The organism is Micromonospora sp. WMMD998 (genome assembly GCF_029581235.1).
In the GTDB taxonomy this organism is placed as follows: Bacteria; Actinomycetota; Actinomycetes; order Mycobacteriales; family Micromonosporaceae; genus Micromonospora.
Genome location: NZ_CP120740.1, coordinates 5,785,435 through 5,808,513, shown reverse-complemented (window position 1 = coordinate 5,808,513; position 23,079 = coordinate 5,785,435). Strand labels below are relative to the sequence as shown.

Below are 23,079 nucleotides of genomic sequence, written 5' to 3'. Positions count from 1 at the left end.
CAGCATCGGCCCTGACACGGTGAGAGGGTCAAGCGCGTCAGCGGTTGCCGCCGCTGCGGTAGAACCGCCGCGCGCCCGGGTGCAGCGGGATCGGATCGGTCAACGCCGCGCTCGACCGGGTGAAGTTCGCCGCCTCCGGGTGCACCTGGGCCAGCTCGCCCTGCCAGGTGAAGAGCACCCGGGTCAGGTCGTACGCGAGCTGGTCCGGCATGTCCGCGGCCACCAGGATCACGTTCGCCACCGTGATGGTCGGGGTCGGCTCCGGCGTGCCGTAGACCTCCTTGGGCAGGACGGCGGTGGTGTAGACCGGGCCGAAGCGGGCGCCCAGCGGCTCGATCAGGTCGCTCAGCGGCAGCAGCCGGAACCTCCCGGGCGCCGCCGAGAGCAGGTCCTTGACGCCCGGGGTGGGTAGCCCGCCGGAGAAGAACATGGCGTCCAGAGCGTTCGCCCGCATCCGCTTGACGGTCTCCGGCAGCGACAGGTTGACCCGCTGGATGTCCCGGTCCGGGTCGATGCCGGCGGCGGTGAGCAGGCGACCGGCGACGATGTCGGTGCCGGACTTCGGCGAGCCGGTGGAGATCCGCTTGCCGCGCAGGTCGGCGAAGCTGCCGATCTTGCCGTCGGCGCGGACGATCACGTGGGTGTAGTTGCTGTAGACCCGGGCCAGGGCCCGCACCGGCTGCGGCTGCTTGTCGAAGACGCCCCGCCCGCTCACCGCGTCGGCGGCGGTGTCGGCCAGGCTGAACGCGATCTCCATGTCGCCGCTCGCCACCCGGGTGATGTTCTCCACCGACGCGCCGGTCGGCTCCGCCCGTGCCTCGTAGCCCGGCAGGTGGCGGCTGATCAGGTCGGCGTACCCGCCGCCGAGCTGGTAGTAGACGCCGGTGGTGTTGCCGGTGGCCAGGAAGATCCGCCCGCCGTGCCACGCCGGGGCGTCGGTGCCCCCGCCGCCGCAGCCGGCCACCAGCACGGCCGCCAGCAGCGCGGCCACCAACCCCAGCGGGCGGCGGGTCACTGCCGGACCGCCGGTTCCAACGCCTCCGCCACCCGCTGCACGAGCGTCGCCGTCTCGTAGCCGATCTGGCCCAGGTCGCACCCGGGCGCGGCGAGCACGCCGAGCAACGCCCGCTCGCCGACCGCCATCACCAGCATCACCCCGCCGTCCATGTCCACGATCTGCTGGCGTACCCGGCCGGCCGACATCAGCCGGGCCGCGCCGACGGTCAGGCTGGCCAGGCCGCTGATCACCGCGGCGAGCTGGTCGACCTGGTCGGCGGAGAGGTCCGGGGAGGAGGCCAGGCGCAGCCCGTCCTCGGATACCGCGAGCGCGTGCGAGACGTCCGGCACCTGCTCGGCGAAGTTCGCCAGCAGCCAGTCGAGTCCGGCGGTAACGGGTGTGGTCATGGCGTTCTCCCGGTGGGTGTGGTGGTGGGGTTCGACGTACGGCGTGTCGCGCTGGCCACCCCCGCGGCGAGCGCGGACAGCCGGGCGCGTACGACCTCGGGGTCGAGCAGGTCCGTTGCCGGCGGCGGCGTGGTGGTGCTGGGCATCGGCGCGGGCAGGCTTCCGCCCCGGGTCCGGCGGGGCAGGCCCGCGCCGGTGGTGGAGACCGGCGCCGGCGGGGCGCTCACCGGCCGGAGCCGCGCCTCGACCGGCACCGGCAGGGCGCCGCCCGGCGGGCGTACCGTGGCGATCCCGCGCGCGCCCGGCGGCCGGGTGGCCGGCGGCGTGGCGGTGACCAGGTCGCCGACCGCGGCGAGCGGCCCCGCCACGGGCCCCGGCTTGAACCAGGGCGCGGCGGGCCCGTACGGCGACCGGCGGTCGGCGGTCGGCCGGCGGGTCACCGCCTCGACCCGGGTCAGCGCCGACTCGGGCACCTCCACCTGCGCCACCGTTCCGCTGTCGACGTGGTGCAACTGCACCCGGATGCCGTGCCGGGCGGCCAGGTGGGCCACCACGTGCAGGCCCATGCTCCCGGCGGCGGCGCTGGACAGCGTGGCCGGCGCGGCGAGCCGTTCGTTGATCTCGGCCAACCGGCTGTCGCTGATGCCGATGCCCTGGTCGTGGACACGCAGCACCAGCCCGTCCACGGTCCGCCGCCCGTCGACGAGCACCCGGGACGCCGGCGGTGAGTAGACCGTCGCGTTCTCCAGCAGCTCGGCCAGCAGGTGCACCAGGTTGCCGGCCGCCGCGCCGTGCACCGCGGCGGCCGGCACGTCGATCTCCACCCGCGGGTAGTCCTCGATCTCGGACGCCGCCGCCCGCACCACGTCGTCCAGGAGCACCGCGCCCTCGTGGCCCCGGCCGGGCTCGCCACCGGCGAGGACCAGCAGGTTCTCGCCGTTGCGGCGCAACCGGGCGGCGAGGTGGTCGAGCGCGAAGAACCGGGCCAGCGCGTCCGGGTCGGTCTCCTCGCGTTCGAAGTCGTCGAGCAGCCGGAGCTGCCGGGTGATCAGCGTACGGATCCGGCGGGCCAGCGCCTCGGCCATCCGGGTGACGTCCAGCCGCAGTTCGGCCTGCTGACCGGCCAGCCGCAGCGCGGCCCGGTTGACCGTGTCGAACGCCTCGGCGACCTGCGCCACCTCGTCCCGCCCCCGGCGGATCCCGTCGGTCATCCGGGTGGCCGGGCCCTCCACCGGCGCGCCCTCGCCCGCCGCGATCGCGGTGATCCGTTCCGGCAGCTCCCGGTTCGCCATGGTGAGCGCCGCGACCCGCAGCCGGCGCAGCCGGCGGCTGGTGCGTACCGCCAGCAGCACGGCGGTGACGAGCGAGCCGAGCGCGACGGCGCTCGTCGCGGTGGCGGTCAGCAGCGCGCGCAACCGGGCGTCGCCGGCCATCGCGGCGGCGTCACCGTCCAGGTCGTCGGAGAGTTCCCGGCCGAGCAGGTTGTAGCGGCGGATGACGCCGCTCTGCGCCACGTACCAGGCGTCGCCGTCGGTCCGCAGCGTCTCCGGCGTGCCGTCGGTGTCCAGCACCGCGTCGCGCATCCGCCGGGCGGCCGTCACGTCCGTGCCGTCGACCAGCCGGTACCAGGCGGCGTTCGCCGATCCGGAGGCGATCCGGAGGAACTCGGCCTGCCGCTGCTCCCGGGCGCCCCGCAGCCGGCCCAGCCGGGCCAGCTCGCCGCGCTCCAACGCGCCGCGGACGAACACCGTGCGCAGCAGGTCGCGTTCCAGCGCGGAGAGGTGCTCCTGGGCGGCCACCGAGGCGACCTCGCGAGCCTCGTTGGCCAGGCCGGCGTCGCGGAGCTGGCTGGGCAGCGCGTCCGCGACCGCGAGCAGCGACTCCACCAGGGATCCGTACGCCGGGTCCCCGCGTTCCCCGGTCACCGCCAGCGCGCGGGCCGGGTCGAGCTGGTCGAGGTGGCCGTCGGCGTTGTCGAGCACCCGGGCCAGGTCCGGGGCGGCCCGCCGGGCGTCGCCGCCGGCCGAGCGGTACCTGTCGACCGCGGCGTCCACCCGGCGTCGCTGGGCGTCGACGAGGGGCCGGCCGGCGTTGCCGCCGCGCTGGCGCAGCGCGGCGGTCTCGGCCAGCTCGCGTTCCAGCTCGTGCACCAGCCGGACGGTCGCGGTCGCGGTGCCGGCCAGCACGCGCGCCCGGTCGGCGTCCGCGGAGGCGTCCAGCGCGGCGCCGGCCTGCGCCGCGCCGAGCACCACCAGACCGGCCGTGGCCACCAGGATCGGCGCGAGCAGTTGGACGCGCACCGACCGGAAACGCCCGGCACGGTCCGCGGAACGGTGGTGCCGGCGTACGCGGGTGGGGTGGGGCTGCGGCACGGGGGTCTCCGGTCGGGTGTGGGTCGGCCGGGCCCGGACGGGGAGGTCCGGGCCCGGCCGGTCGGGTCAGCTCGCGCCGAGGTCGGTGAGTGCCCGCTCCGCGCCCCGGTGCAGCGGCACCGGGTCCGTCTTGCGGGCGTTGCCCAGCTCGATGCCCTTGGCGGCCGGGTTCGCCTGGGCCAGCGCGTCCCTGCGGTCGAAGACCGTCCGGGTGATCGCGCAGGCGACGTCCGCGTCGAGGTTGTCCCGCACCAGCAGGACGTTCGGCACCACGATGGTGGGCACGTCGGCCGGCGTCCGGTAGATGTCCTTGCCGATGGTGCCGGCCTGGTACGCCGGGTTCAGCTCGGCCATCTTCGGCAGCAGCGCGCTGAGGTCGAGGAACGTCACCTTGTCGCCGGCGGTGGTGAACAGGTCGGTGACGCCGCCGGTCGGCACGCCGCCGGACCAGAAGAACCCGTCGATGCTGCCGTCCTTCATGCCGTCGACGGTCTTGGTGAGGTCGAGCCGCTGCGCCTGGACGTCCTTGGTCGGGTCCAGCCCGGCGGCGGTGAGCAGCCGGTTGGCGATGACCTCGGTGCCGGACTTGGGTGAGCCGGTGGAGATCTTCTTGCCCTTCATGCCGGCGACGGAGGTGATCCCCGAGTCGGTCCGCACGACCACCTGGGTGTAGTTGTCGTAGATCCGGGCCAGCGCCTGGACCGGCTGCGGCGCGCTGAAGCTCTCCTTGCCCTGCACCGCGTTGACCGCGGTGTCGAACAGCGAGAACGCCACGTCGTACTGGCCGGCGACGAGTTGCTCGATGTTCTGCACCGAGGCGCCGGTCTCGGCGGCCGTCCCGGTGAGCTTGCCGTCGGTCGTCTTCGTGAGTTCACCGGCGAGCGCGTTGCCGACCACGTAGTAGACGCCGGTGGCGTTGCCGGTGGCGATGCCGACCCGGGTGTCCTTGGTGACCTTGCAGGTGACGTCGCGGGCGGCGTCGTCGGTCGCCGCGCTGTCCTGCCGGCCTCCGCACCCGCCGGCGGCGACCAGGGCCAGCGCCCCGACGCCCGCGGCTATTCGCGTGTCGATCCGTTTCACGTGCTCTCCTCCCCAGGGGGTTCCTCTGTCGACGGGCGGGCGGCGCCACGTCGGGCGTACACGCCCGCGACGGCCGACGCGGCGAGCACCGCGCCGATCGCCATGGGCAGCGGTTCCAGCCAGAGCAGCACCAGCCCGGCGACCGCGCCGAGGAGCCGCTCCGGCGGGCCGGCCGGGCCGACGCCGGGTAGCCACCCGCCGGCCGCCACGGCCAGCACGGCGACACCGAGCGCGGAGACCAGGCCGGCCAGCGCGATCCGCCCGGCCCCGCCGATGCCGAGCAGCCCGAGGCCGGTCGGCGTGATCACGAAGGCGAGCGGGATGAGGTACGCCGGAAGCGCGTACCGCAGGGTCTGCCACATGGTCGGCACCAGCCGGCCGCCGGTGATCGCGGCGGCGGCGACCGCGGCCAGCGCGGTCGGCGGCGAGACCTCGGACAGCACCGCGAAGTAGAAGACGAACATGGCCGCGGCGGGGGCGGCGACGCCCAGGTGCAGCAGCGCCGGGCCGATGATGACCCAGCCGATCACGAAGGACGCGGTGACCGGCACGGCGAGGCCGAGCAGGCTGAGCGCGACCGCGGCGAGCACGGCGGTCAACGCCAGCACCACCGCCGGTTCGGAGCTGACCGCCTGCGCGCCGCCGATCAGCAGCGCCGCCGCCTGCGGGCCGAGGCCGGTCTTGGTGGTGGTGGCGGTGATGATGCCGGCCGCGGCGCACACCGCGCTCACCGCGAGCACCCCGCGTACGCCGTCGCGCAGCGCCGCCACCAGCCGGGCCGGGGTGAGCCGGTGTCGCCGGTCCAGGAAGGACAGCGCGGCGGCCAGCGCGGTGGCGATCACCACCGCCCGCATCGCGGAGGCGCCGAGCGCCAGCACCACGATGATCACGAGGAGCGAGAGGAAGTGGTAGCCGAAGCGGGCCAGCAGCCGCCACGCCGAGCCGGTGTCGAGGACCACCGGGCGTACGTCCGAGCGCCGGGCGTCGATCTCGACGGAGAGCAGGATGCCCAGGTAGTAGAGGACGGTCGGCACGGTGGCCCAGCCGAGCACCTGGAGGTAGGACACACCCAGGTATTCGGCGATGATGAAGGCCGCCGCGCCGAGTGTGGGCGGGGAGAGGATCGCGCCGACCCCGGCGGCGGCGAGCATGCCGCCGGCCCGTTCGGGCGGGTAGCCGGCGCGGCGCAGGATCGGCCAGGTGACCGCCCCGATGCTGACGGTGGTGGCGGCGCCGGAGCCGGAGACGGTGCCGAGCAGGAAGCCGGAGGCGACCGCGGTCCGGCCGGCGGCGGTGCGGGAGCGGCGGAACGCGGCGGCGGAGAGTTCCACGAAGAACCGGCCGGCGCCGGAGAGGTCGAGCACCGCGCCGTAGATGGTGAACAGCACGATGTAGGAGGCGGCCACGTCGAGCGGGGTGCCGTAGAAACCGCTGTCGGAGTTGTAGAAGGCGTCGACGAGTTGCCCGAAGTCCAGGCCGGCGTGCGCCACCGGCCAGGACTGCGGGAGCAGCCCGCCGTAGTAGCCGTAGCCGAGGAACAGCACGCACACGGCGGGCAGGATCCACCCGGTGGTGCGGCGGCACGCCTCCAGCAGCAGGAGCAGCAGGCCGGTGCCGAACGCCACGTCAAGCGGGTCCAGCAGGCCCTGCCGGTCGAGGAAGGCGTCGTAGCCGCCGCCGGCCGCGCCGAGCGCGACCGGCAGCACCGGGTAGAGGCAGACCCCGAGCGCGGCGGCGGCCAGCAGCCAGTCGACAGCCGTCGGCCGCGTCGTGTGCCGTGCCCTTGCGGGGTACGCGAGGAAAACCATCGGCAGTACGCCGGCGAGAAAGAAGATGAGGTAGTACTTGCTGCCCTGCGCCAGCGGAAAGAACACCTGCCGGAGGGCCAGCAGCGCGACCGCGACGGTGACCCCGGTGAAGAGCAACCCGACCGGTCCGGAGAGCACCCGACCCGGTTTCTCCTCCTCGAAACGGGCGGCGAGGTCGCGGGTGTCGGGGTGCGCCGGATCCCGCATGTGGTGGTGGGTCTCGCCCGGTCCGTCGTCCGCCCACGCCGGGTCGGTGACGTCCCCCTCGTCCGGCGGGAGCGGCACCTCGACGGCGTCCACTTCGGACCCACCCGGCTCGCCGGCGGGCGGCCGGGATGGCGGGGGAGTGGCATCGGAGGGGCGAACGGGTGGCACGAAGGGGCACGATACGCGAATGGCGGACACGTTGGGGGACATTGCCGATGGTGATTGCATTGAGTGACGGATCACGGCTCGGATCACTCACCGCACATTCATTCTGAATGGCTTTCACAATTGTCTGGTGTCGGGCTGCGGTGCCGGCGGGAATAGGTGCAACAGGTGCAAGCCGGACCCGTTTCCGGTCGGATTTCGGACAGGGCGGGGTGGATGGCGGGTTCTGGTCAATGATCGACGCCAGTTCGGGCCCGGCCCGTCCAGTCAGATATCGGTCGGGCGGGGTGTGCGGGCCCATGCGACGAAGCGCTGTGCCAGGTCCTGGGGAGCGGTGCCGTCACGTACGGTGGCGAGGTCGGTCGTCGCCTCGCACAGGAGCGTGCCGAGGTACACCAGGAGCGCGATCCGATCCTCGCGGTACTCACCGAGCAGGGCGAGCCGGGCGGGCGAGCACGGCCACGCCGCACCGCAGATCCGGCAGCGCCAGGACGGTCGCGCCGCGACATGTGGGCGGTGGCGCGGCATCAGCGCGTGCCGTCCGGGTCTCTGGCCGGGCGCCAGCAGGCGATGCGCATGACGTGGACCTCCGTAGCGGGCTGGAATGGGGGCGTCGGCGGACCTCGTCGTGCGCCGACGCCCCCGGCCTGGTTCCGCCCGCCGTCCGATCCCGTGAGCGGTTCCGCTGCGTGACAGTCTGGTGACGACGCGACTACGGTGGGAGATCCGGCACGGCGACGACAAGCGCGTGCGGCGGCCGGCTCCCGGGTGTGTCGAGGATGTACGGAGGCGGTCCGTGGAACTGTCGTCCATGCTGGAACACTTCGCCGAGGAGCTGCGGCTCGCCCGCGCGGCCAACGGCATGTCGCAGACGTCGTTGGCCGAGGCGCTCGCCTACTCCGGCGCGCTTGTCGCCAAGGTGGAGACCTGCGAGCGCCGCCCGAGCCTGGACTTCGCCCGCCGCTGCGACACCGTGTTCGGCGCGGACGGGCGATTCGAGCGGATCCAGCGGCGGATCGGCCGGGAGAGCGTGGTGCCGTGGTTCCGCGACTGGCCCGGCATCGAGGCGGAGGCGACCGCGCTGCGCTCGTTCGAGCCGCTCTGCGTGCCGGGCCTGCTCCAGACCGAGGGCTACGCCCGCGCGCTGCTCTCCAGCGGCGGCCTGTTCGCGCCCGAGGAGGTGGAGCAGCAGGTGACGACGCGGCTGGACCGCCAGCCGCTGCTGACCCGCGACCGACCCCCGCTGCTCACGTTCGTGGTCGACGAGCACGTGCTGCGCCGGAGCGTCGGCGGGCCCGAGGTGATGCGCGAGCAGGTGCGCCACCTGGTGAAGGTCGGCTCGACGCTGCCCCGGGTGCGGATCCACGTCGTGCCGCTCACCGTCGGTGCCTACCCGGGCGTCAACGGCCCGTTCGTGATCGCCACTCCGCCGCACGGCGAGGACGTCGTCTACCAGGAGGGCCAGCTCCACGGTCAGGTCGTCGACCGCGCCGACCACGTGCGGCGGATGGTCGAGGTGTGGGAGTCGATCCGCGGTGAGGCACTATCGCACCAGCAGTCCCTCGAATTCCTGACGGAGGTGGCGGAGACATGGACCTGAGCAGTGCCCGGTGGCGCACGAGCAGCCGCAGCAACGGCCAGGGCGGCAACTGCGTGGAGGTGGCGGACGGCCTGCCGGGCGTGGTCGCGGTGCGCGACTCCAAGGACCCGGGCGGCCCGGTGCTGGCCTTCGGCCCCGACGCCTGGCGCGCGTTCGTCGACCGGCTCCCCGCCCGCTGACCGACGCCGGCCCGGCGGGGAAGCGGCCCCGACACCGCCGCCGCCTCGCCGGGTCGCCGGGCCGCCGCCTGTCCCTGCGGGGCGGGTAGGGAGCCCGTCACCACGGAGCCGGAGCCCGACGCCGCCATTGCCTGAGAAGTAGCTGGTTACCCGACCTCGCCTCGGGGCAAGTCGTGCAGGACGACACGACGACGAGGGAGGTGCGATGGCAGGCGACGAGTCTCCCGCCCGCGACGGGCGCGACCGCACCGGGCCGGTGGAGCCGGACGACCGCACCGGACCCGTGGGACCGGACGACCGCACCGGGCCGGTGGAGCCGGACGACCGCACCCGGCCGGTGGGACCGGACGACGGGCCGGACAGCCCGACCGACCTGCCGGGGCCGGGGTGGGTGGCGACGCTCAAGCGGACCGCCCGGGAGTTTCAGGACGACAGCCTGACCGACTGGGCCGCCGCGCTCACCTACTACGGCGTGCTCTCCATCTTCCCCGGCCTGCTGGTGCTGATCTCGCTGCTCGGCCTGCTCGGCGACCGGGCCACGAACGGGGTGCGGGACACGGTCGGCCAGGCGGTGCCGGAGGAGAACATCCGGAAGATCATCGAGAGCGCGATCGACCAGGCCGGGCAGTCCGGCGGGCTGGCGAGCGTCGCGGCGGTGCTCGGTCTGGTCGGCGCGTTCTGGTCGGCGTCCGGTTACGTCGCCGCCTTCATGCGCGCCTCGAACAGCATCTACGACGTGCCGGAGGGCCGGCCGATCTGGAAGACGCTGCCGATCCGGCTCGGCGTGACCGCGGTGATCGGCGTGATGTTGCTGATCAGCGCCGTGATCGTGGTGTTCACCGGTGGGCTGGCCGAGCAGGCGGGCAGCGCGATCGGGCTCGGCTCGACCGCGGTCGCGGTGTGGAACATCGCCAAGTGGCCGGTTCTGCTGCTCCTGGTCAGCCTGATGTTCGCGATCCTCTACTGGGCCTCGCCGAACGCCAAGCACGGCGGTTTCCGCTGGATCAGCCCGGGCGGGGTGCTCGCCGTGGTGCTCTGGCTGCTGGTGTCCGGTCTGTTCGCGTTCTACGTCAGCAACTTCGGCTCCTACAACAAGACGTACGGCGCGGTCGCCGGCGTGATCATCTTCCTGGTGTGGCTCTGGCTGAGCAACGTCGCCATCCTGCTCGGCGCGGAGTTCGACGCCGAGTTGGAGCGCAGCCGCGCCATCGCCGCCGGGCTCCCCGAGGACAAGGAGCCCTACGTCGAGCTGCGCGACGACCGCAAGCTGCGCAAGAAGCGCAACACCCCCACCCCACGCTGACCCCCCACCCCCACCCCCCACCCCCCATACGCCCGCAGATTCACGGAAAGAGTGGCTATCCGCGCCTGGATGGCCACTCTTTCCGTGAAACAGGGCGCGGGGCGCGGGGCGCGGGGTGGGGTGCGGGTGGGGCGGGGCGGGGGTTTTCATGATCCGCGACGCGCTTTTGTTCGGATGGACAAAAGTTTCCGTCAGTTGAGCCGAAGCTATGGACACCCGACCCGGAACGCTCCTACTGTGGCGGACACAACACATCGTCAGCGCGTCGATGTGCGGAGATCCGATGCGAGGTGACAGCCGGTGCGGACGGTCGACCCCCTGCACGTGCGGCTCCTGCGGGTGCTCCGGGACGAGGGCCCGGTCTCCCGCGCCGAGCTGGGCGACCGGCTCCAGATGCCCCGCCCACGGCTGCTCGCCGAGCTGCAACGGCTGGTCGCCCTCGGCTACGTGGCCGAGGCCGGGCTGGCCGCCTCCCGGGGCGGTCGCCGTTCCACCCTGGTCGAGCTGAGCCCGCGCCTCCGGTTCGCCGCCGTCGACCTGGGCGCCAGCTCGATCGACGTCGAGGTGGTCAACGGCCGGCTGGAGCCGGTCACCGCGTACGCCGAGCCGGCCGACATCCGTTCCGGCCCCAAGGTGATCCTGCACCGGGTGAACGAGCTGCTGCACAAGGCCAAGGCGGACGGCGCGTACGAGCGGCTCGACGCGATCGGCATCGGCGTGCCGGGGCCGGTGAGCTTCCGCGACGGCGTGCCGGTCTCCCCACCGATCATGCCGGGCTGGGACCGCTTCCCGGTCCGCGAGCTGCTCACCCGCGAGCACGGCTGCCCGGCCGTGGTGGACAACGACGTCAACATCATGGCCATCGGCGAGCGGCACGGCGGTGTCGCCCACCCGATCGACGACTTCCTCTTCATCAAGATCGGCACAGGCATCGGCTGCGGCATCTACCTGCATGGCGAGGTCTACCGGGGCACCGACGGCTGTGCCGGCGACATCGGCCACATCCAGGTCGACCCGAACGGGCCGATGTGCTCCTGCGGAAACGTCGGCTGCCTGGAAGCGGTGTTCAGCGGCGCGGCGCTGGCCCGGGAGGCGACCGCCGCGGCCCGCGCCGAGGCGTCACCGGCCCTGGTCGAGCGGCTCGCCGCCCACGGCTCGGTGACCGCGCTCGACGTGGCACAGGGGGCGACCGAGGGGGACGTCACCTGCATCCAGCTCATCCGCGACGGTGGCCGGCGGGTCGGCAGCGTGCTGGCCGGGCTGGTCAGCTTCACCAACCCGTCGATGATCGTGATCGGCGGCGGGCTCGCCCAGCTCGGCCACATCCTGCTCGCCGAGATCCGCAGCGTGGTCTACCGCCGCTCGCTGCCGCTGGCCACCGGCAACCTGCCGGTCGTCCTCTCCGAGCTGGGTCCGCGCGCCGGCGTCGCCGGCGCGGCCGTGCTCGCCAGCGACGTCGCGTTCGGTGAACCAGCATGAGCGAACGCACCGAGCGTAGCGAGGGCCGTGAGGGCATGCCCGGCCGGCCCAGCATGAGCCCGTCCGAGGAGGTCCAGGTGAGCGCGAAGGACGACGCCGTCGCGGGCGAGGTGGTGCTGCGGCTCACCGACGTGGTCAAGACGTTCCCCGGGGTACGCGCGCTCGACGGCGTGCAGCTTGAGGTGCGGGCCGGCGAGGTGCACTGCCTGCTGGGGCAGAACGGCGCCGGCAAGTCCACGCTGATCAAGGTGCTCGCCGGGGTGCACCGGCCGGACTCCGGCGAGGTGGTGTGGCGCGGCGAGCCGGCCGCGTTCGCCAACCCGCAGGCCGCCATGCGCGCCGGCATCGCCACGATCTACCAGGAACTCGACCTGGTCGACGACCTGTCGGTGGCGGAGAACGCGTTCCTCGGGCACGAGCCGCGCCGGCTCGGTTTCGTCCGGCGTGGGCTGACGGCCCGGCGTACCCGGGAGATCCTGGCCCGGCTCGGGCACCCGGAGATCCCGCCCGGGCGACTGGTCCGGCACCTGCCGGCGGCCGGGAAGCAGATCGTCAGCATGGCCCGGGCGCTGTCGCACGAGGCCCGACTGATCATCATGGACGAGCCGAGCGCGGTGCTGGCCCACGACGAGGTGGGCAACCTGTTCCGGATCATCCGGGAACTCAGCGCGCAGGGCATCGCGGTCATCTACATCTCGCACCGGCTGGAGGAGATCCGCGAGATCGGCGACCGGGTCACCGTACTCAAGGACGGCCGGACCACGGCGGCGAGCCTGCCGGCGCGCGACACCCCGACCCGCGACCTGGTCGCCCGGATGACCGGGCGGACCATCGAGTACGTCTTTCCGCAGCGCCCGGCCGACCACGGGGCGGGCGCGGAGTTGCTGCGGGTGGACGGCCTGACCCGGCACGGCGAGTTCGCCGACGTGTCGCTCGGCGTCCGGGCCGGGGAGATCGTCGGGATCGCCGGGCTGGTCGGCTCCGGCCGTTCGGAGCTGCTGGAGACGATCTTCGGGGCTCGCCGGGCGCACGCCGGTACGGTCCGGCTGGACGGGAAGGCGGTGCGCCCCGGCAGCGTGGGCGCGGCGGTGCGGGCCGGCATGGGCATGGCGCCGGAGGAGCGCAAGAGCCAGGCGCTGCTGCTCGGCGAGCCGATCTACCGCAACGTCACGCTCGCCACCTTCGGCCGGTACGCCCGCCTCGGCTTCACCGACGCCGGGCGGGAACGGGCCGAGGCGGACCGGATCGCCACCGCGCTGGAGTTGCGGCCGGCGGACGTACGCCGGCCGGTGCGCACGCTGTCCGGCGGCAACCAACAGAAGGTGGTGGTGGGGCGGTGGCTGCTCGGGGACACCCGGCTGCTGCTGCTCGACGAGCCGACCCGGGGCGTGGACGTGGGCGCGCGGGCCGAGCTTTACCAGGTCATCCGCGACCTGGCCGCCCGGGGCGTCGGGGTGCTGCTGGTCTCCAGCGAGGTGCCCGAGGTGCTCGGCCTGGCCGACCGGGTGCTGGTGATGCGGGAGGGCCGGGTGGTCCGGGAGGCCCCGGCCGGCGAACTCGACGAGAACACCGTGCTCGACCTCGTCATGGCGGGGTCCCTCATGGAAGGCGCACCGGCATGAGCGATACCGACACGACGCTCCCCGCGCAGTCGCCACCGGTGGACCGGGCGGAGACCGCGAAGGCCGACGCGACGGCCCGGCTCTCCTGGTGGCGCGGCGACGGCGGGGAGGGCGTCAAGCGCAACCTCGGCCTGCTGGCCACGCTCGTGGTGCTGGTGGTCATCGGCATCCTGACCCGCCCCGACCTCTACGGCGACCCGACCTGGGTGTGGGGCAACACGCTCACCATCCTCAAGCTCGCCTCGGTGGTCGGCGTGGTCACCGTCGGCATGACCTTCGTGATCATCGGCGGCGGCATCGACCTGTCGGTCGGTGCGATCGTGGCGCTGGCCGGGGTCTGGTGCACCACGGTCGCCACCCAGAGCTACGGCGCCGGCGGCATGATCTTCACCGCGCTCACCGTCGGGCTGGCCGTCGGCGTGGTCAACGGGCTGCTGGTCTCGTACGGGCGGCTGGTGCCCTTCATCGCCACGCTTGCCATGCTCGTGGCCGCGCGCGGGCTGGCCGCGGAGATCTCCGACAAGCAGACCCAGGTCTCCACCAGCTCGTTCATCAACGGCATCGCCACCACCGACGTGCTCGGCATCCCGCTGCTCGTCTACATCCTGGTGGCGGTGGTCGCGGCCGGGTGGGTGCTGCTCAACCGGACCACGTTCGGCCGCCGCACGGTGGCGGTCGGCGGCAACCCGGAGGCGGCCCGGCTCGCCGGCATCGACGTCCGCCGGCACACCGTACTGCTCTACGCGCTCTCCGGCCTGTGCTGCGGCATCGCCGCGGTCATGCTGACCGCGCAGGCCACCTCCGCCCAGGCGGCGATGGCCAACCTCTACGAGCTGGACGCGATCGCCGCCGCGATCATCGGCGGCACGCTGCTCAGCGGCGGGCGGGGAACCATCATCGGCTCCCTGCTCGGAGTGATCATCTTCTCCACGATCACCAACCTCTTCGCCATCAACAACCTGTCCGCCGAGGCCCAGAACATGGTCAAGGGCGGCATCATCGTCGCCGCCGTCCTGGTCCAGCAGGTGCAGTTCCGCAGCCTGACCCAGTTCCTCGCCCGAAACCGGGCCACCACCACCTGACCCACCGCGCCGCCAGGTCGCCGTCCCCCGACGGTGGCCCGGCCGGCCACACCCGGAAACCACCCCCACCACCGTCATCCAGGAGGTCGTCATGACCCGTGACCTGTCACGCCGCCGGCTGCTCTTCGGCGGGGCCGCAGTCTCCGCCGGGGTGCTGCTCGCCGGCTGTACGAGCAACGAGCAGTCCCCGACCGAGGCGCAGACCAAGGCCGCCGCGAACGACGGCAACGCCGAGCCGGGCAAGAAGGTGACGATCGGCTTCTCCGCCCCGGCCGCCGACCACGGCTGGATCGCCGCCATCACGAACAACGCCAAGGCGCAGGCCGGGGCGTACGGCGACGTGGAGCTGAAGTCCGTGGAGGCCGGCGCGGACGCGGCGGCCCAGCGGGCGGCGCTGTCCACGCTGATCTCCCAGAAGCCGGACGTGATCGTGCTGCTGCCGCACGACGGCAAGGAACTCAACGCCTTCGGCCTGGAGGCGATGAAGGCCGGCATCCCGGTGGTCAACCTGGACCGGGCGTTCCCGGACGCGCGGGCCTACCGGTTGCAGATCAAGGGCGACAACTACGGCATGGGGGTGGCCGCCGCCACCTACATCGCCGAGCAGCTCAAGGCCAAGGGCGTGAGCAACCCGGTGATCGGCGAGATCCCCGGCATCGAGTCGCTGGAGCTGACCCAGGAACGGTCCAAGGGCTTCGCCGACACGCTCGCGTCGTACGGGCTGAAGGTGGCCAACCGGCGTCCGGCCGAGTTCACCGTGGACTCCGGCCAGCAGGCCGCGACCGGGCTGTTCCAGGCCCTGCCGAAGATCGACGCGGTCTGGAACCACGACGACGACCAGGGCATCGGCGTGCTGGCCGCGGTCAACCAGGCCAACCGCAAGGAGTTCTTCATGGTCGGCGGCGCCGGCTCGAAGAAGGCCATGGAGGACATCGCGGCCGACAACACGGTGCTCAAGGCGACAGTCACCTACAGCCCGTCGATGGCCTCCTCGGCGATCACCCTGGCCCGGCTGATCGGGCAGGGCAAGGGCATGTCCGACCTGGTGGAACTCCAGGTGCCGAAGGAAATCGTGCTCGCCTCCGAGACGATCACCAAGGAGAACTCGGGCGACTACCTCAAGCTCGGGTTCTAACACAAGGGGGGAGAACGGGTTGTCCAGTCACGACAGGATCCTGCGGGTCGGCATGGTCGGCTACGCGTTCATGGGCGCCGCGCACTCGCAGGCGTGGCGCACCGTGAACCGGGTGTTCGACCTGCCGGCGCGGGTGCGGATGTCGCTCGTCTGCGGCCGGGACGAGCCGAAGGTGGCCGAGGCCGCCGACCGGCTCGGCTGGGACGGGTACACCACGGACTGGCGGCGGCTCGTCGAGTCCGACGAGATCGACGTGGTCGACATCTGCACGCCGGGAGACAGTCACGGTGAGATCGCCCTCGCCGCGTTGGCCGCGGGCAAGCACGTGCTGTGCGAGAAGCCGCTGGCGAACACTGTCGCGGAGGCGCGGGAGATGACCGCCGCCGCCGCGCGGGCCCGCGAGTCCGGGGTACGCGCGATGTGCGGCTTCAACTACCGGCGGGTGCCCGCGGTCGCCCTGATGCGGCAGTTCGTCGCGGACGGGCGGCTCGGCGAGATCCGGCACGTCCGGGCGACCTACCTCCAGGACTGGATCGTCGACCCGCAGTTCCCGCTGGTGTGGCGGCTCCAGAAGGAGCGGGCGGGCTCCGGCGCGCTCGGTGACATCGGCGCGCACATCATCGACCTGACCCAGTACGTCACCGGGCAGTCGATCACCGGGGTCAGCGCGCTCACCGAGACGTTCGTCAAGCAGCGGCCGTTGCCGTCGGAGTCGAGCGGCCTGGCCGCGCAGTCCGGCGGCAACGGTCAGGGCACGGGTCCGGTCACCGTGGACGACGCCGCGGTCTTCGTGGCCCGGCTCGACGGCGGTGGACTCGCCACGTACGAGGCGACCCGGTTCGCCACCGGCCGCAAGAACGCCCTGCGGGTCGAGATCAACGGCTCGCGCGGCAGCGTCGCGTTCGACCTGGAACGCCTCAACGAACTGGAGTTCTTCGACGGCACCCGGCCCGCCGCCGAGCAGGGCTTCAGCCGCATCCTGGTGACCGAGCCGGACCATCCGTACCTGGCGGCGTGGTGGCCGCCCGGCCACATCATCGGCTACGAGCACTCCTTCACCCACCAGATGCGCGACTTCGTCGAGGCGGTCGCCACCGGCGCCGACCCGACGCCGTCGTTCGCCGACGCGTTGCAGGTGCAGCAGGTGCTGGACGCGGTTTCGCGGTCCGCCGCCGACTCCGCCTGGGCCGAGGTGGAGAAGGAGGGGGCCCCGCTTAACGCCTCCGCTAGAGGAGGGGGCCCCGCTTAACGTCGGCGCGGTGCCCCCGCTCCGGTCGCAGAACGGAAACCCTCATCACACGACTTGGGAGAAGGACAATGGCGCGACCCATCACGCTCTTCACCGGCCAGTGGGCCGATCTTCCGTTCGACGAAGTCTGCCGGCTCGCCGCCGAGTGGGGGTACGACGGCCTGGAGATCGCCTGTTGGGGTGACCACTTCGAGGTCGACCGGGCGCTCGCCGACGACTCGTACGTCGAACGCCGGCGGGAGACGCTCGCCAAGCACAACCTCCAGGTCTTCACCATCTCCAACCACCTGGTCGGGCAGGCGGTCTGCGACCACCCGATCGACGAGCGGCACCAGGACATCCTGCCGGCGCGGATCTGGGGCGACGGCGAGCCGGAAGGGGTACGCCGCCGCGCCGCCGAGGAGATGAAGGACACCGCGCGGGCCGCGGCGAAGCTCGGCGTACGGACCGTGGTCGGCTTCACCGGCTCGTCGATCTGGCACACGCTGGCGATGTTCCCGCCGGTGCCGCCGGCCATGATCGAACGCGGTTACCAGGACTTCGCCGACCGGTGGAACCCGATCCTGGACGTCTTCGACGCCGAGGGCGTGCGCTTCGCGCACGAGGTGCACCCCAGCGAGATCGCGTACGACTACTGGACCACCAAGCGGACCCTGGAGGCGATCGGGCACCGGCCGGCGTTCGGGCTGAACTGGGACCCGTCGCACTTCGTCTGGCAGGAGCTGGACCCGGTCAACTTCATCTTCGACTTCGCCGACCGGATCTACCACGTGGACTGCAAGGACGCGAAGGTCCGCACCGGCGACGGCCGGCGCGGCCGGCTCTCCTCCCACCTGCCCTGGGCCGACCTGCGACGGGGCTGGGACTTCGTCTCCACGGGCCACGGCGACGTGCCGTGGGAGGACTGCTTCCGGGCGTTGAACGCGATCGGCTACGACGGCCCGATCTCGATCGAGTGGGAGGACGCCGGCATGGACCGCCTGGTCGGCGCGCCGGAGGCGCTCCAGTTCGTCCGCCGCCTGGCCTTCGACGCCCCGACCGCCGCGTTCGACGCCGCCTTCAGCACCACCCGCGACTGACGTAGACAGTCTCCCGGCCCGTCGCCGTCGTCCCCGGTGCCGGCGTACGGGCCGGGCCGCAGCTCGGCGTTGTGCAGCTCGGCGCTGTGCAGCTCGGCCAGCATCGCCGGGCCGGGCTCGACCGCGGTGACGGGCCGTCCCCATCGTCGTTTCGCTGGCATGTCGCAGGTCTGCCGCTGTCGTCGGTAGGTCCGCTGTCGTCGGTCGGTCGGCCGGCCGGTTGGTCGTTGGTTGATCCGCCGCAGGTCGGTCGGCTGGTCGGCCGGTCGGCTGGTCGTTGGTCGGTCCGCCGCAGGTCGGTCGGCTGGTCGTTGGTCGGTCCGCCCCAGGTCGGTCGGTCGTGGTCAGGAACCGACCCCGACCATCAGCCTCGGCCGGGGAATCACTTCTCCGCGCCTACAAACTTGATGACGTGAACGAGTCGCCACCCGGAGCGGTGTGGCATCCCGTAACCGGCCGGCCCCGGGCCTTTCCGTCGGCCCCGCCACCGACGTATGTCCGATGCGTCCCCGACGAGCGTGAGGGGAGGGGCGGGCCCGGCCCGGGAGATCGCGGTGGCTCGGTTGCCGTCCGCGAGGCTGGGTGGAATGTCGAGGCCGGCGAGCCACGCCTGCACGCCATGGGTGTCGAACGAGCCGTGTGACCCATGGCCGGCACCGGCGGCCTGGCCGCTGCGGCACAGCCGGCCGGAGACCAGCCCGATCCATTCGCGTCATCAAGTTTGTAGGAACCCCGGACCGAACTATGCCCGGTGCCACACTGCGCCGCGGAGACCGTTGCGCCGCGGAGACCGTTGCGCCGCGGAGACCGTTGCGCCGCGGAGACCGTCGCGCCGAGTGTGGGGCCGCGCGCCCGCGCTGTGGCGGGGCGCGGCGCGGATTGTGGTCGGCTCTGTGGCTGCGACCCGCTGCGACCCGCTGCGACCCGCTGCGCCCATCGCGGCCATCGCGGCCATGTCGCCTACCAGCGGTCCGTCCTCGGCGAGGCGAAGGCGCCCGATGCGCCGGCCCCGGTGCCGGCCGTCGCACCGGAGAACGGGCCACACCTGCATACGGAAACGGGCCGGTCACCCGAAGGTGATCGGCCCGCTGTCCGCTGATGTCAGAGGGTGCTGCTCGTGCCGTTGGACTTGGTGCTCGTGCCGGTCGTGGTCGAGCCGGTCGCGCCGGTCGATCCCGTACCGCTGGTGCCGGCCTTGGTGCCGACGGCGGCCGGCGTGCCGGCGAACGGCTTGTCGGCCTCGGTCAGCCCCGACTTGCTGCCGTTGCCGGTGGAGATCTTCTCGCCGATCTTGCTCTGCCCCAGCTTGTCCTTGCCCTCGGAGTAGAGCCGGGTCGCCTGTGCCTGCGCGACGCCGGCCGCCTCCTGGACGGTCGGGTGGTCGAGCACCTTGCGCCCGCGCACCACCAACTCCTCGTACTTCTCCCGGCCGGCACGGGCGCCCAGGACGAATCCCGCAGCCAGCCCGCCAAGAAACATGATCTTTCCGCGCATGGCGGCTCCTTCCGTACCTGACTCTGTTGAACGCTAACTACCCATCCTGCTCTCCGCTCATACCTCCCTGCGCCGAGATGACGATTTGCCCCGATTTTGTGGGCCCGACAACCCACTGGCGCGCCACCCCCCGATGTCCTGTATTCTTTTCCCCGTCGCACGGCGCGGAGAGATCGTCGCCCGGGCGGTGCACGGTCCCCTGTAGCTCAATTGGCAGAGCAGCCGGCTGTTAACCGGCAGGTTATTGGTTCGAGTCCAATCGGGGGAGCTTCGCTCCACACCACGCCCGTCGGCCCCGCCGGCGGGCGTTTCTCGTCGCCCGCCCCGCGTACGGCCCGCCCGGTTTCCGCCCGCGAACGCCGCTTCGGCCGGCAGGATGGTCGACGTCGACTTAGACTCCCGCTGCGTCGATCCGCGCGTCGATTCGAGGGTGGTGAGGATGGCCGCAGGACGGACCCGCCGGACCGCGACGCTGGTCGCGGTGGCGGTGGTGCTCGGCTGGCTTGTCGTCGGCGGGATCGCCGGTCCCTACGCCGGCAAACTCGGTGACGTCGCCACCAACGACAACGCCTCCTTCCTCCCGGCCGACGCCGAGGCCACCCGCGCCCAGGACCTCGCCGCCGGCTTCGTCGACCGGGAGACCACCCCGGCCCTCGTGGTCTACGAACGCGCCGGCGGCATCACCCCGGCCGACCAGCAGCGCATCCAGGGCGACGCCGCCCGCTTCGCCCAGGTGCCCGGCGTGGTCGCCCCGCTGCCGCCACCCGTGGTCAGCCAGGACAAGCAGGCCGCCCAGGTGATCGTGCCGATCGACAGCGCCGAGGGCGAACAGATCCGCGCCGTCGTCGACGAGCTGCGGACCATCGCCGGCCCGGACCGCGACGGGCTCACCGTCGACGTGGCCGGCCCGGCCGGGCTGCTCGGCGACCTGATCGAGGTGTTCTCCGCGATCGACGGACCACTCCTGCTGGTCACCCTGGTCGTGGTGCTGATCATCCTGCTGATCGTCTACCGCAGCCCGGTGCTCTGGGTCTTTCCGCTGCTGGCCGCCGGGATGTCCTACTCGCTTGCCGCGGTCTTCGTCTACCAACTCGCCAAGCACGACGTGGTCAAGCTCAACGGGCAGGCGCAGGGCATCCTCACCGTGCTCGTGTTCGGCGCCGGCACCGACTACGCGCTGCTGCTCATCGCCCGCTACCGGGAGGAACTGCACCGGCACGAACGCCCCTGGGACGCGATGACGGCCGCCTGGAAGGGCGCCGCCCCGGCCATCTTCGCCTCCGGCGCCACGGTCATCGTCAGCCTGCTCTGCCTGCTGCTGTCCAGCCTCAACTCCAACCGGGCGCTCGGCCCGGTGAGCGCCGTCGGCATCGCCGCCACGCTGCTGGTGATGCTGACCTTCCTGCCCGCCCTGCTGGTGCTCGGCGGCCGGTGGGCGTTCTGGCCCCGGCGGCCCCGGCACGACGACGCCGACCCGCGCACCGAGCACGGCATCTGGGGGCAAATCGCCGGCTTCGTGGCGCGCCGCGCGCGTACCGTCTGGGTCGTCACCGCCGTGGTCCTGGCCGCGCTCGCGATCGGGGTGACCCAGCTCGGCGCGACCACCCTCGGCCAGTCCCAGCTCTTCACCCAGCGCACCGACTCGGTGGCCGGACAGGAGGTCATCGACAGGCACTTCCCGGCCGGCACCGGCAGCCCGGCCACCATCTTCACCGCACAGAACACCGCCGAGCGCGTCGCCCAGGTGGCGCAGGGCGTCAAGGGCGTGGACTCGGTGGCCCCGCTCGGCCAGCGGGGCGGACTGGCGCCACCCGACCCGAACGCGCCGCCGAAGGTCGTCGACGGCCGGGTGCAACTCAACGTCACGCTCGCCTATCCACCCGACAGCAACGGCGCCGAACAGGCCATCCGCGACCTGCGCGAGGCGGTGCACGCGGTGCCCGGCGCGAACGCCGTGGTCGGCGGCTTCACCGCCATCAACGTGGACACCGCCGACGCCTCCGTCCGCGACCGCAACGTCATCATCCCGGTGGTGCTGCTCGTCATCGCGGTCATCCTGGCGCTGCTGCTGCGCGCCCTGGTCGCCCCGGTGCTGCTGATCGCCACCGTGGTCCTGTCGTTCCTGGCCACGCTCGGCCTCTGCGCGCTGCTCTTCACATACGTCTTCGACTTCCCCGGCGTCGACCAGTCCTTCCCGCTGTTCGCGTTCGTGTTCCTGGTCGCGCTCGGCATCGACTACAACATCTTCCTGATGAGCCGGGTCCGCGAGGAGTCGGTGCGGCGCGGCACCCGGGCCGGGGTGCTCACCGGCCTGGCCGTCACCGGCGGCGTGATCACCTCCGCCGGCATCGTGCTCGCCGCCACGTTCTCCGCGCTCGCCGTACTGCCGCTCGTGGTGCTCGTCGAACTGGGCGTGGCGGTCGCCGCCGGGGTGCTGCTCGACACCATCGTGGTCCGCTCGCTGCTGGTGCCCGCGCTCGCGTACGACATCGGGCCGAAGGTCTGGTGGCCGGGCCGGTTGTCGCGGTCGCACCGCGAGGGCGACCGCGCCGAGGCGGGGGTGGACCGTGCCTGACACCGACGTGGTCATCGTCGGCGGCGGCCTGGCCGGCCTCGCCGCCGCCCGGCGGCTGCACCGCGCCGGCGTGCCGTGGCGGCTGCTGGAGGCCGGCGACCGGCTCGGCGGCCGGGTCGCCACCGACGAGGTCGACGGCTTCCTGCTGGACCGCGGCTTCCAGGTGCTCAACACCGCCTACCCCCGACTCGGCGGGCTGCTCGACCTCGACACCCTCGATCTGGGCTGGTTCACCTCCGGCGTGCTCGTGCGCCGCGGCGACCGGCTGGCACGCCTGGTCAACCCGCTGCGCGAACCCACCGGCGCGCCCGGCACGCTCACCGCGGGCGTCGGCTCGCTGCGCGACCGGCTGCGCCTCGCCGCGCTCGCCGGGGGCTGCGCCACCCTGCCCGCCGGTCGGCTGCTCACCGCGCCCGAGACCAGCACCGAGACGGCGCTACGCCGGGCCGGGCTCTCCGACGCGATCATCGAGGAACTGCTCCGGCCGTTCCTGGCCGGCGTGCTGCTCGACCGCGAGCTGGCCACCTCGAGCCACGTGTTCGCGATGATCCTGCGCTCCTTCGCCCGGGGCCGGATCGGCCTGCCCGCGCAGGGCATGGGCGCGCTGCCCGGGGCCGTCGCCGCGCCGCTGCCCGCCGAGCTGATCGCCCTGCACACGCCGGTCACCGAGGTCGCCCCCGGCCGGGTCCGCACCCCGAACGGCGAGATCACCTGCCGCGCCGTCGTGGTCGCCGCGGACCCGCCGGCGGCGGCCACGCTGCTGCCCACGATCGAGCGGGTACGCATGCACGCCTACACCACCTACTACCACCGCACCGAGTCGCCGCCGCTCGACGAGCCGATCCTGCTGCTCGACGGCGACCGGCGGGAACTGGTCACCAACACGGTGGTGCTCAGCCAGGCCGCGCCCACGTACGCGCCGTCCGGCCAACACCTGGTGGCCACCTCCGTGGTCGGCCCGCAGGCACCGCCCGAACCGGTGATCCGACGCGAGCTGGACCGCCTCTACGGCCGCCCCACCGCCGACTGGACCCACCTCACCACCGTCACGGTGCCGGACGCGCTGCCGGCCGCCCCGCCGCCCCAGGGCCGGCTGCGCAAGCCGGTCGCGCTCGGCGACGGCCTGTTCGTGGCCGGCGACCACCGGGACAGCCCGTCCATCCAGGGCGCGTTGGCAAGCGGCTGGCGTACCGCCGGCGCGGTGCTCGACGAACTGCGGGGCTGAACCGGCGGGTCACTGTGCGCT

18 protein-coding genes and 1 tRNA gene are annotated in these 23,079 nt (G+C 72.9%); 12 read left to right on the top strand and 7 right to left on the bottom strand.

Annotation, left to right across the window (positions count from 1 at the left end; genetic code table 11):
* Window positions 1-37 precede the first annotated feature (37 nt).
* The 6 genes from O7619_RS26140 to O7619_RS26115 all read right to left on the bottom strand — a co-directional run bounded on the left by O7619_RS26140 (window position 38) and on the right by O7619_RS26115 (window position 7,564).
* Window positions 38-1,015, bottom strand: a complete 978-nt coding sequence (locus tag O7619_RS26140; RefSeq protein ID WP_282284007.1) for a TAXI family TRAP transporter solute-binding subunit — start codon at window positions 1,013-1,015, stop codon at window positions 38-40.
* Window positions 1,012-1,404, bottom strand: a complete 393-nt coding sequence (locus O7619_RS26135; protein ID WP_091071202.1) for a roadblock/LC7 domain-containing protein — start codon at window positions 1,402-1,404, stop codon at window positions 1,012-1,014. The genes O7619_RS26140 and O7619_RS26135 overlap by 4 nt, the downstream gene beginning before the upstream one ends.
* Window positions 1,401-3,776 (bottom strand): nitrate- and nitrite sensing domain-containing protein, encoded by a 2,376-nt coding sequence (locus tag O7619_RS26130; protein ID WP_282284005.1) that lies wholly within the window; start codon window positions 3,774-3,776, stop codon window positions 1,401-1,403. Before O7619_RS26130 ends, O7619_RS26135 begins: the two co-directional genes overlap by 4 nt.
* Before the next feature lie 66 nt (window positions 3,777-3,842).
* Complete coding sequence (locus tag O7619_RS26125) at window positions 3,843-4,856, bottom strand: TAXI family TRAP transporter solute-binding subunit (RefSeq protein ID WP_282284003.1); 1,014 nt, start codon at window positions 4,854-4,856, stop codon at window positions 3,843-3,845.
* Window positions 4,853-6,964 carry a TRAP transporter fused permease subunit gene (locus O7619_RS26120; protein ID WP_282284001.1) on the bottom strand — a complete coding sequence of 704 codons (2,112 nt, stop codon included), beginning with the start codon at window positions 6,962-6,964 and terminating at the stop codon, window positions 4,853-4,855. Before O7619_RS26120 ends, O7619_RS26125 begins: the two co-directional genes overlap by 4 nt.
* A 339-nt stretch (window positions 6,965-7,303) precedes the next feature.
* Window positions 7,304-7,564 (bottom strand): flavin reductase, encoded by a 261-nt coding sequence (locus O7619_RS26115; protein ID WP_282283999.1) that lies wholly within the window; start codon window positions 7,562-7,564, stop codon window positions 7,304-7,306.
* Between the two features lie 268 nt (window positions 7,565-7,832).
* Between O7619_RS26115 and O7619_RS26110 the strand changes: the two genes are divergently transcribed.
* From O7619_RS26110 to O7619_RS26070, 9 genes are all read left to right on the top strand, one after another.
* Window positions 7,833-8,636 (top strand): helix-turn-helix transcriptional regulator, encoded by an 804-nt coding sequence (locus O7619_RS26110; RefSeq protein ID WP_282283998.1) that lies wholly within the window; start codon window positions 7,833-7,835, stop codon window positions 8,634-8,636.
* Window positions 8,627-8,815 carry a DUF397 domain-containing protein gene (locus O7619_RS26105; protein WP_282283997.1) on the top strand — a complete coding sequence of 63 codons (189 nt, stop codon included), beginning with the start codon at window positions 8,627-8,629 and terminating at the stop codon, window positions 8,813-8,815. Before O7619_RS26110 ends, O7619_RS26105 begins: the two co-directional genes overlap by 10 nt.
* A gap of 205 nt (window positions 8,816-9,020) precedes the next feature.
* Entirely contained in the window at window positions 9,021-10,118 is a 1,098-nt protein-coding gene (locus O7619_RS26100) for a YhjD/YihY/BrkB family envelope integrity protein (protein ID WP_282283995.1), read from the top strand.
* A 300-nt stretch (window positions 10,119-10,418) separates the two neighbouring features.
* The gene (locus O7619_RS26095) at window positions 10,419-11,597 is read left to right on the top strand and encodes an ROK family transcriptional regulator (protein WP_282283994.1); all 1,179 of its coding nucleotides are present in this window, start codon (window positions 10,419-10,421) and stop codon (window positions 11,595-11,597) included.
* A gap of 53 nt (window positions 11,598-11,650) precedes the next feature.
* Entirely contained in the window at window positions 11,651-13,219 is a 1,569-nt protein-coding gene (locus O7619_RS26090) for a sugar ABC transporter ATP-binding protein (protein WP_282288951.1), read from the top strand.
* Window positions 13,216-14,301, top strand: a complete 1,086-nt coding sequence (locus O7619_RS26085; protein ID WP_282283993.1) for an ABC transporter permease — start codon at window positions 13,216-13,218, stop codon at window positions 14,299-14,301. The genes O7619_RS26090 and O7619_RS26085 overlap by 4 nt, the downstream gene beginning before the upstream one ends.
* Before the next feature lie 91 nt (window positions 14,302-14,392).
* Window positions 14,393-15,436, top strand: a complete 1,044-nt coding sequence (locus tag O7619_RS26080; RefSeq protein ID WP_282283992.1) for a substrate-binding domain-containing protein — start codon at window positions 14,393-14,395, stop codon at window positions 15,434-15,436.
* Between the two features lie 19 nt (window positions 15,437-15,455).
* Window positions 15,456-16,685: a Gfo/Idh/MocA family oxidoreductase gene (locus O7619_RS26075; protein WP_282283991.1), complete on the top strand. Its 1,230-nt coding sequence runs from the start codon at window positions 15,456-15,458 to the stop codon at window positions 16,683-16,685.
* 68 nt (window positions 16,686-16,753) lie between these two features.
* Window positions 16,754-17,764 carry a sugar phosphate isomerase/epimerase family protein gene (locus tag O7619_RS26070; protein ID WP_282283989.1) on the top strand — a complete coding sequence of 337 codons (1,011 nt, stop codon included), beginning with the start codon at window positions 16,754-16,756 and terminating at the stop codon, window positions 17,762-17,764.
* A gap of 1,101 nt (window positions 17,765-18,865) precedes the next feature.
* On the opposite strand, the gene O7619_RS26065 is transcribed toward O7619_RS26070, so the two are convergent.
* Window positions 18,866-19,258, bottom strand: a complete 393-nt coding sequence (locus O7619_RS26065; RefSeq protein WP_282283988.1) for a hypothetical protein — start codon at window positions 19,256-19,258, stop codon at window positions 18,866-18,868.
* Between the two features lie 195 nt (window positions 19,259-19,453).
* Between O7619_RS26065 and O7619_RS26060 the strand changes: the two genes are divergently transcribed.
* The 3 genes from O7619_RS26060 (at window position 19,454) to O7619_RS26050 (ending at window position 23,058) form a co-directional block, all read left to right on the top strand.
* Window positions 19,454-19,526, top strand: a tRNA-Asn gene (locus tag O7619_RS26060).
* Window positions 19,527-19,697: 171 nt separating this feature from the next.
* Entirely contained in the window at window positions 19,698-21,833 is a 2,136-nt protein-coding gene (locus tag O7619_RS26055) for an MMPL family transporter (RefSeq protein WP_282283987.1), read from the top strand.
* The gene (locus O7619_RS26050; protein WP_282283986.1) at window positions 21,826-23,058 is read left to right on the top strand and encodes an FAD-dependent oxidoreductase; all 1,233 of its coding nucleotides are present in this window, start codon (window positions 21,826-21,828) and stop codon (window positions 23,056-23,058) included. Before O7619_RS26055 ends, O7619_RS26050 begins: the two co-directional genes overlap by 8 nt.
* The last annotated feature ends 21 nt before the right edge of the window (window positions 23,059-23,079 follow it).

Excerpts from the sequence above, each read along its gene's own strand:
- O7619_RS26135 (WP_091071202.1), bottom strand. The coding sequence starts at position 1,404 with ATGACCACACCCGTTACCGCCGGACTCGACTGGCTGCTGGCGAACTTC.
- O7619_RS26115 (WP_282283999.1), bottom strand. The coding sequence starts at position 7,564 with ATGCCGCGCCACCGCCCACATGTCGCGGCGCGACCGTCCTGGCGCTGC.
- O7619_RS26105 (WP_282283997.1), top strand. The coding sequence starts at position 8,627 with ATGGACCTGAGCAGTGCCCGGTGGCGCACGAGCAGCCGCAGCAACGGC.
- O7619_RS26100 (WP_282283995.1), top strand. The coding sequence starts at position 9,021 with ATGGCAGGCGACGAGTCTCCCGCCCGCGACGGGCGCGACCGCACCGGG.
- O7619_RS26090 (WP_282288951.1), top strand. The coding sequence starts at position 11,651 with ATGAGCCCGTCCGAGGAGGTCCAGGTGAGCGCGAAGGACGACGCCGTC.
- O7619_RS26085 (WP_282283993.1), top strand. The coding sequence starts at position 13,216 with ATGAGCGATACCGACACGACGCTCCCCGCGCAGTCGCCACCGGTGGAC.
- O7619_RS26080 (WP_282283992.1), top strand. The coding sequence starts at position 14,393 with ATGACCCGTGACCTGTCACGCCGCCGGCTGCTCTTCGGCGGGGCCGCA.
- O7619_RS26070 (WP_282283989.1), top strand. The coding sequence starts at position 16,754 with ATGGCGCGACCCATCACGCTCTTCACCGGCCAGTGGGCCGATCTTCCG.
- O7619_RS26065 (WP_282283988.1), bottom strand. The coding sequence starts at position 19,258 with ATGCGCGGAAAGATCATGTTTCTTGGCGGGCTGGCTGCGGGATTCGTC.
- O7619_RS26055 (WP_282283987.1), top strand. The coding sequence starts at position 19,698 with ATGGCCGCAGGACGGACCCGCCGGACCGCGACGCTGGTCGCGGTGGCG.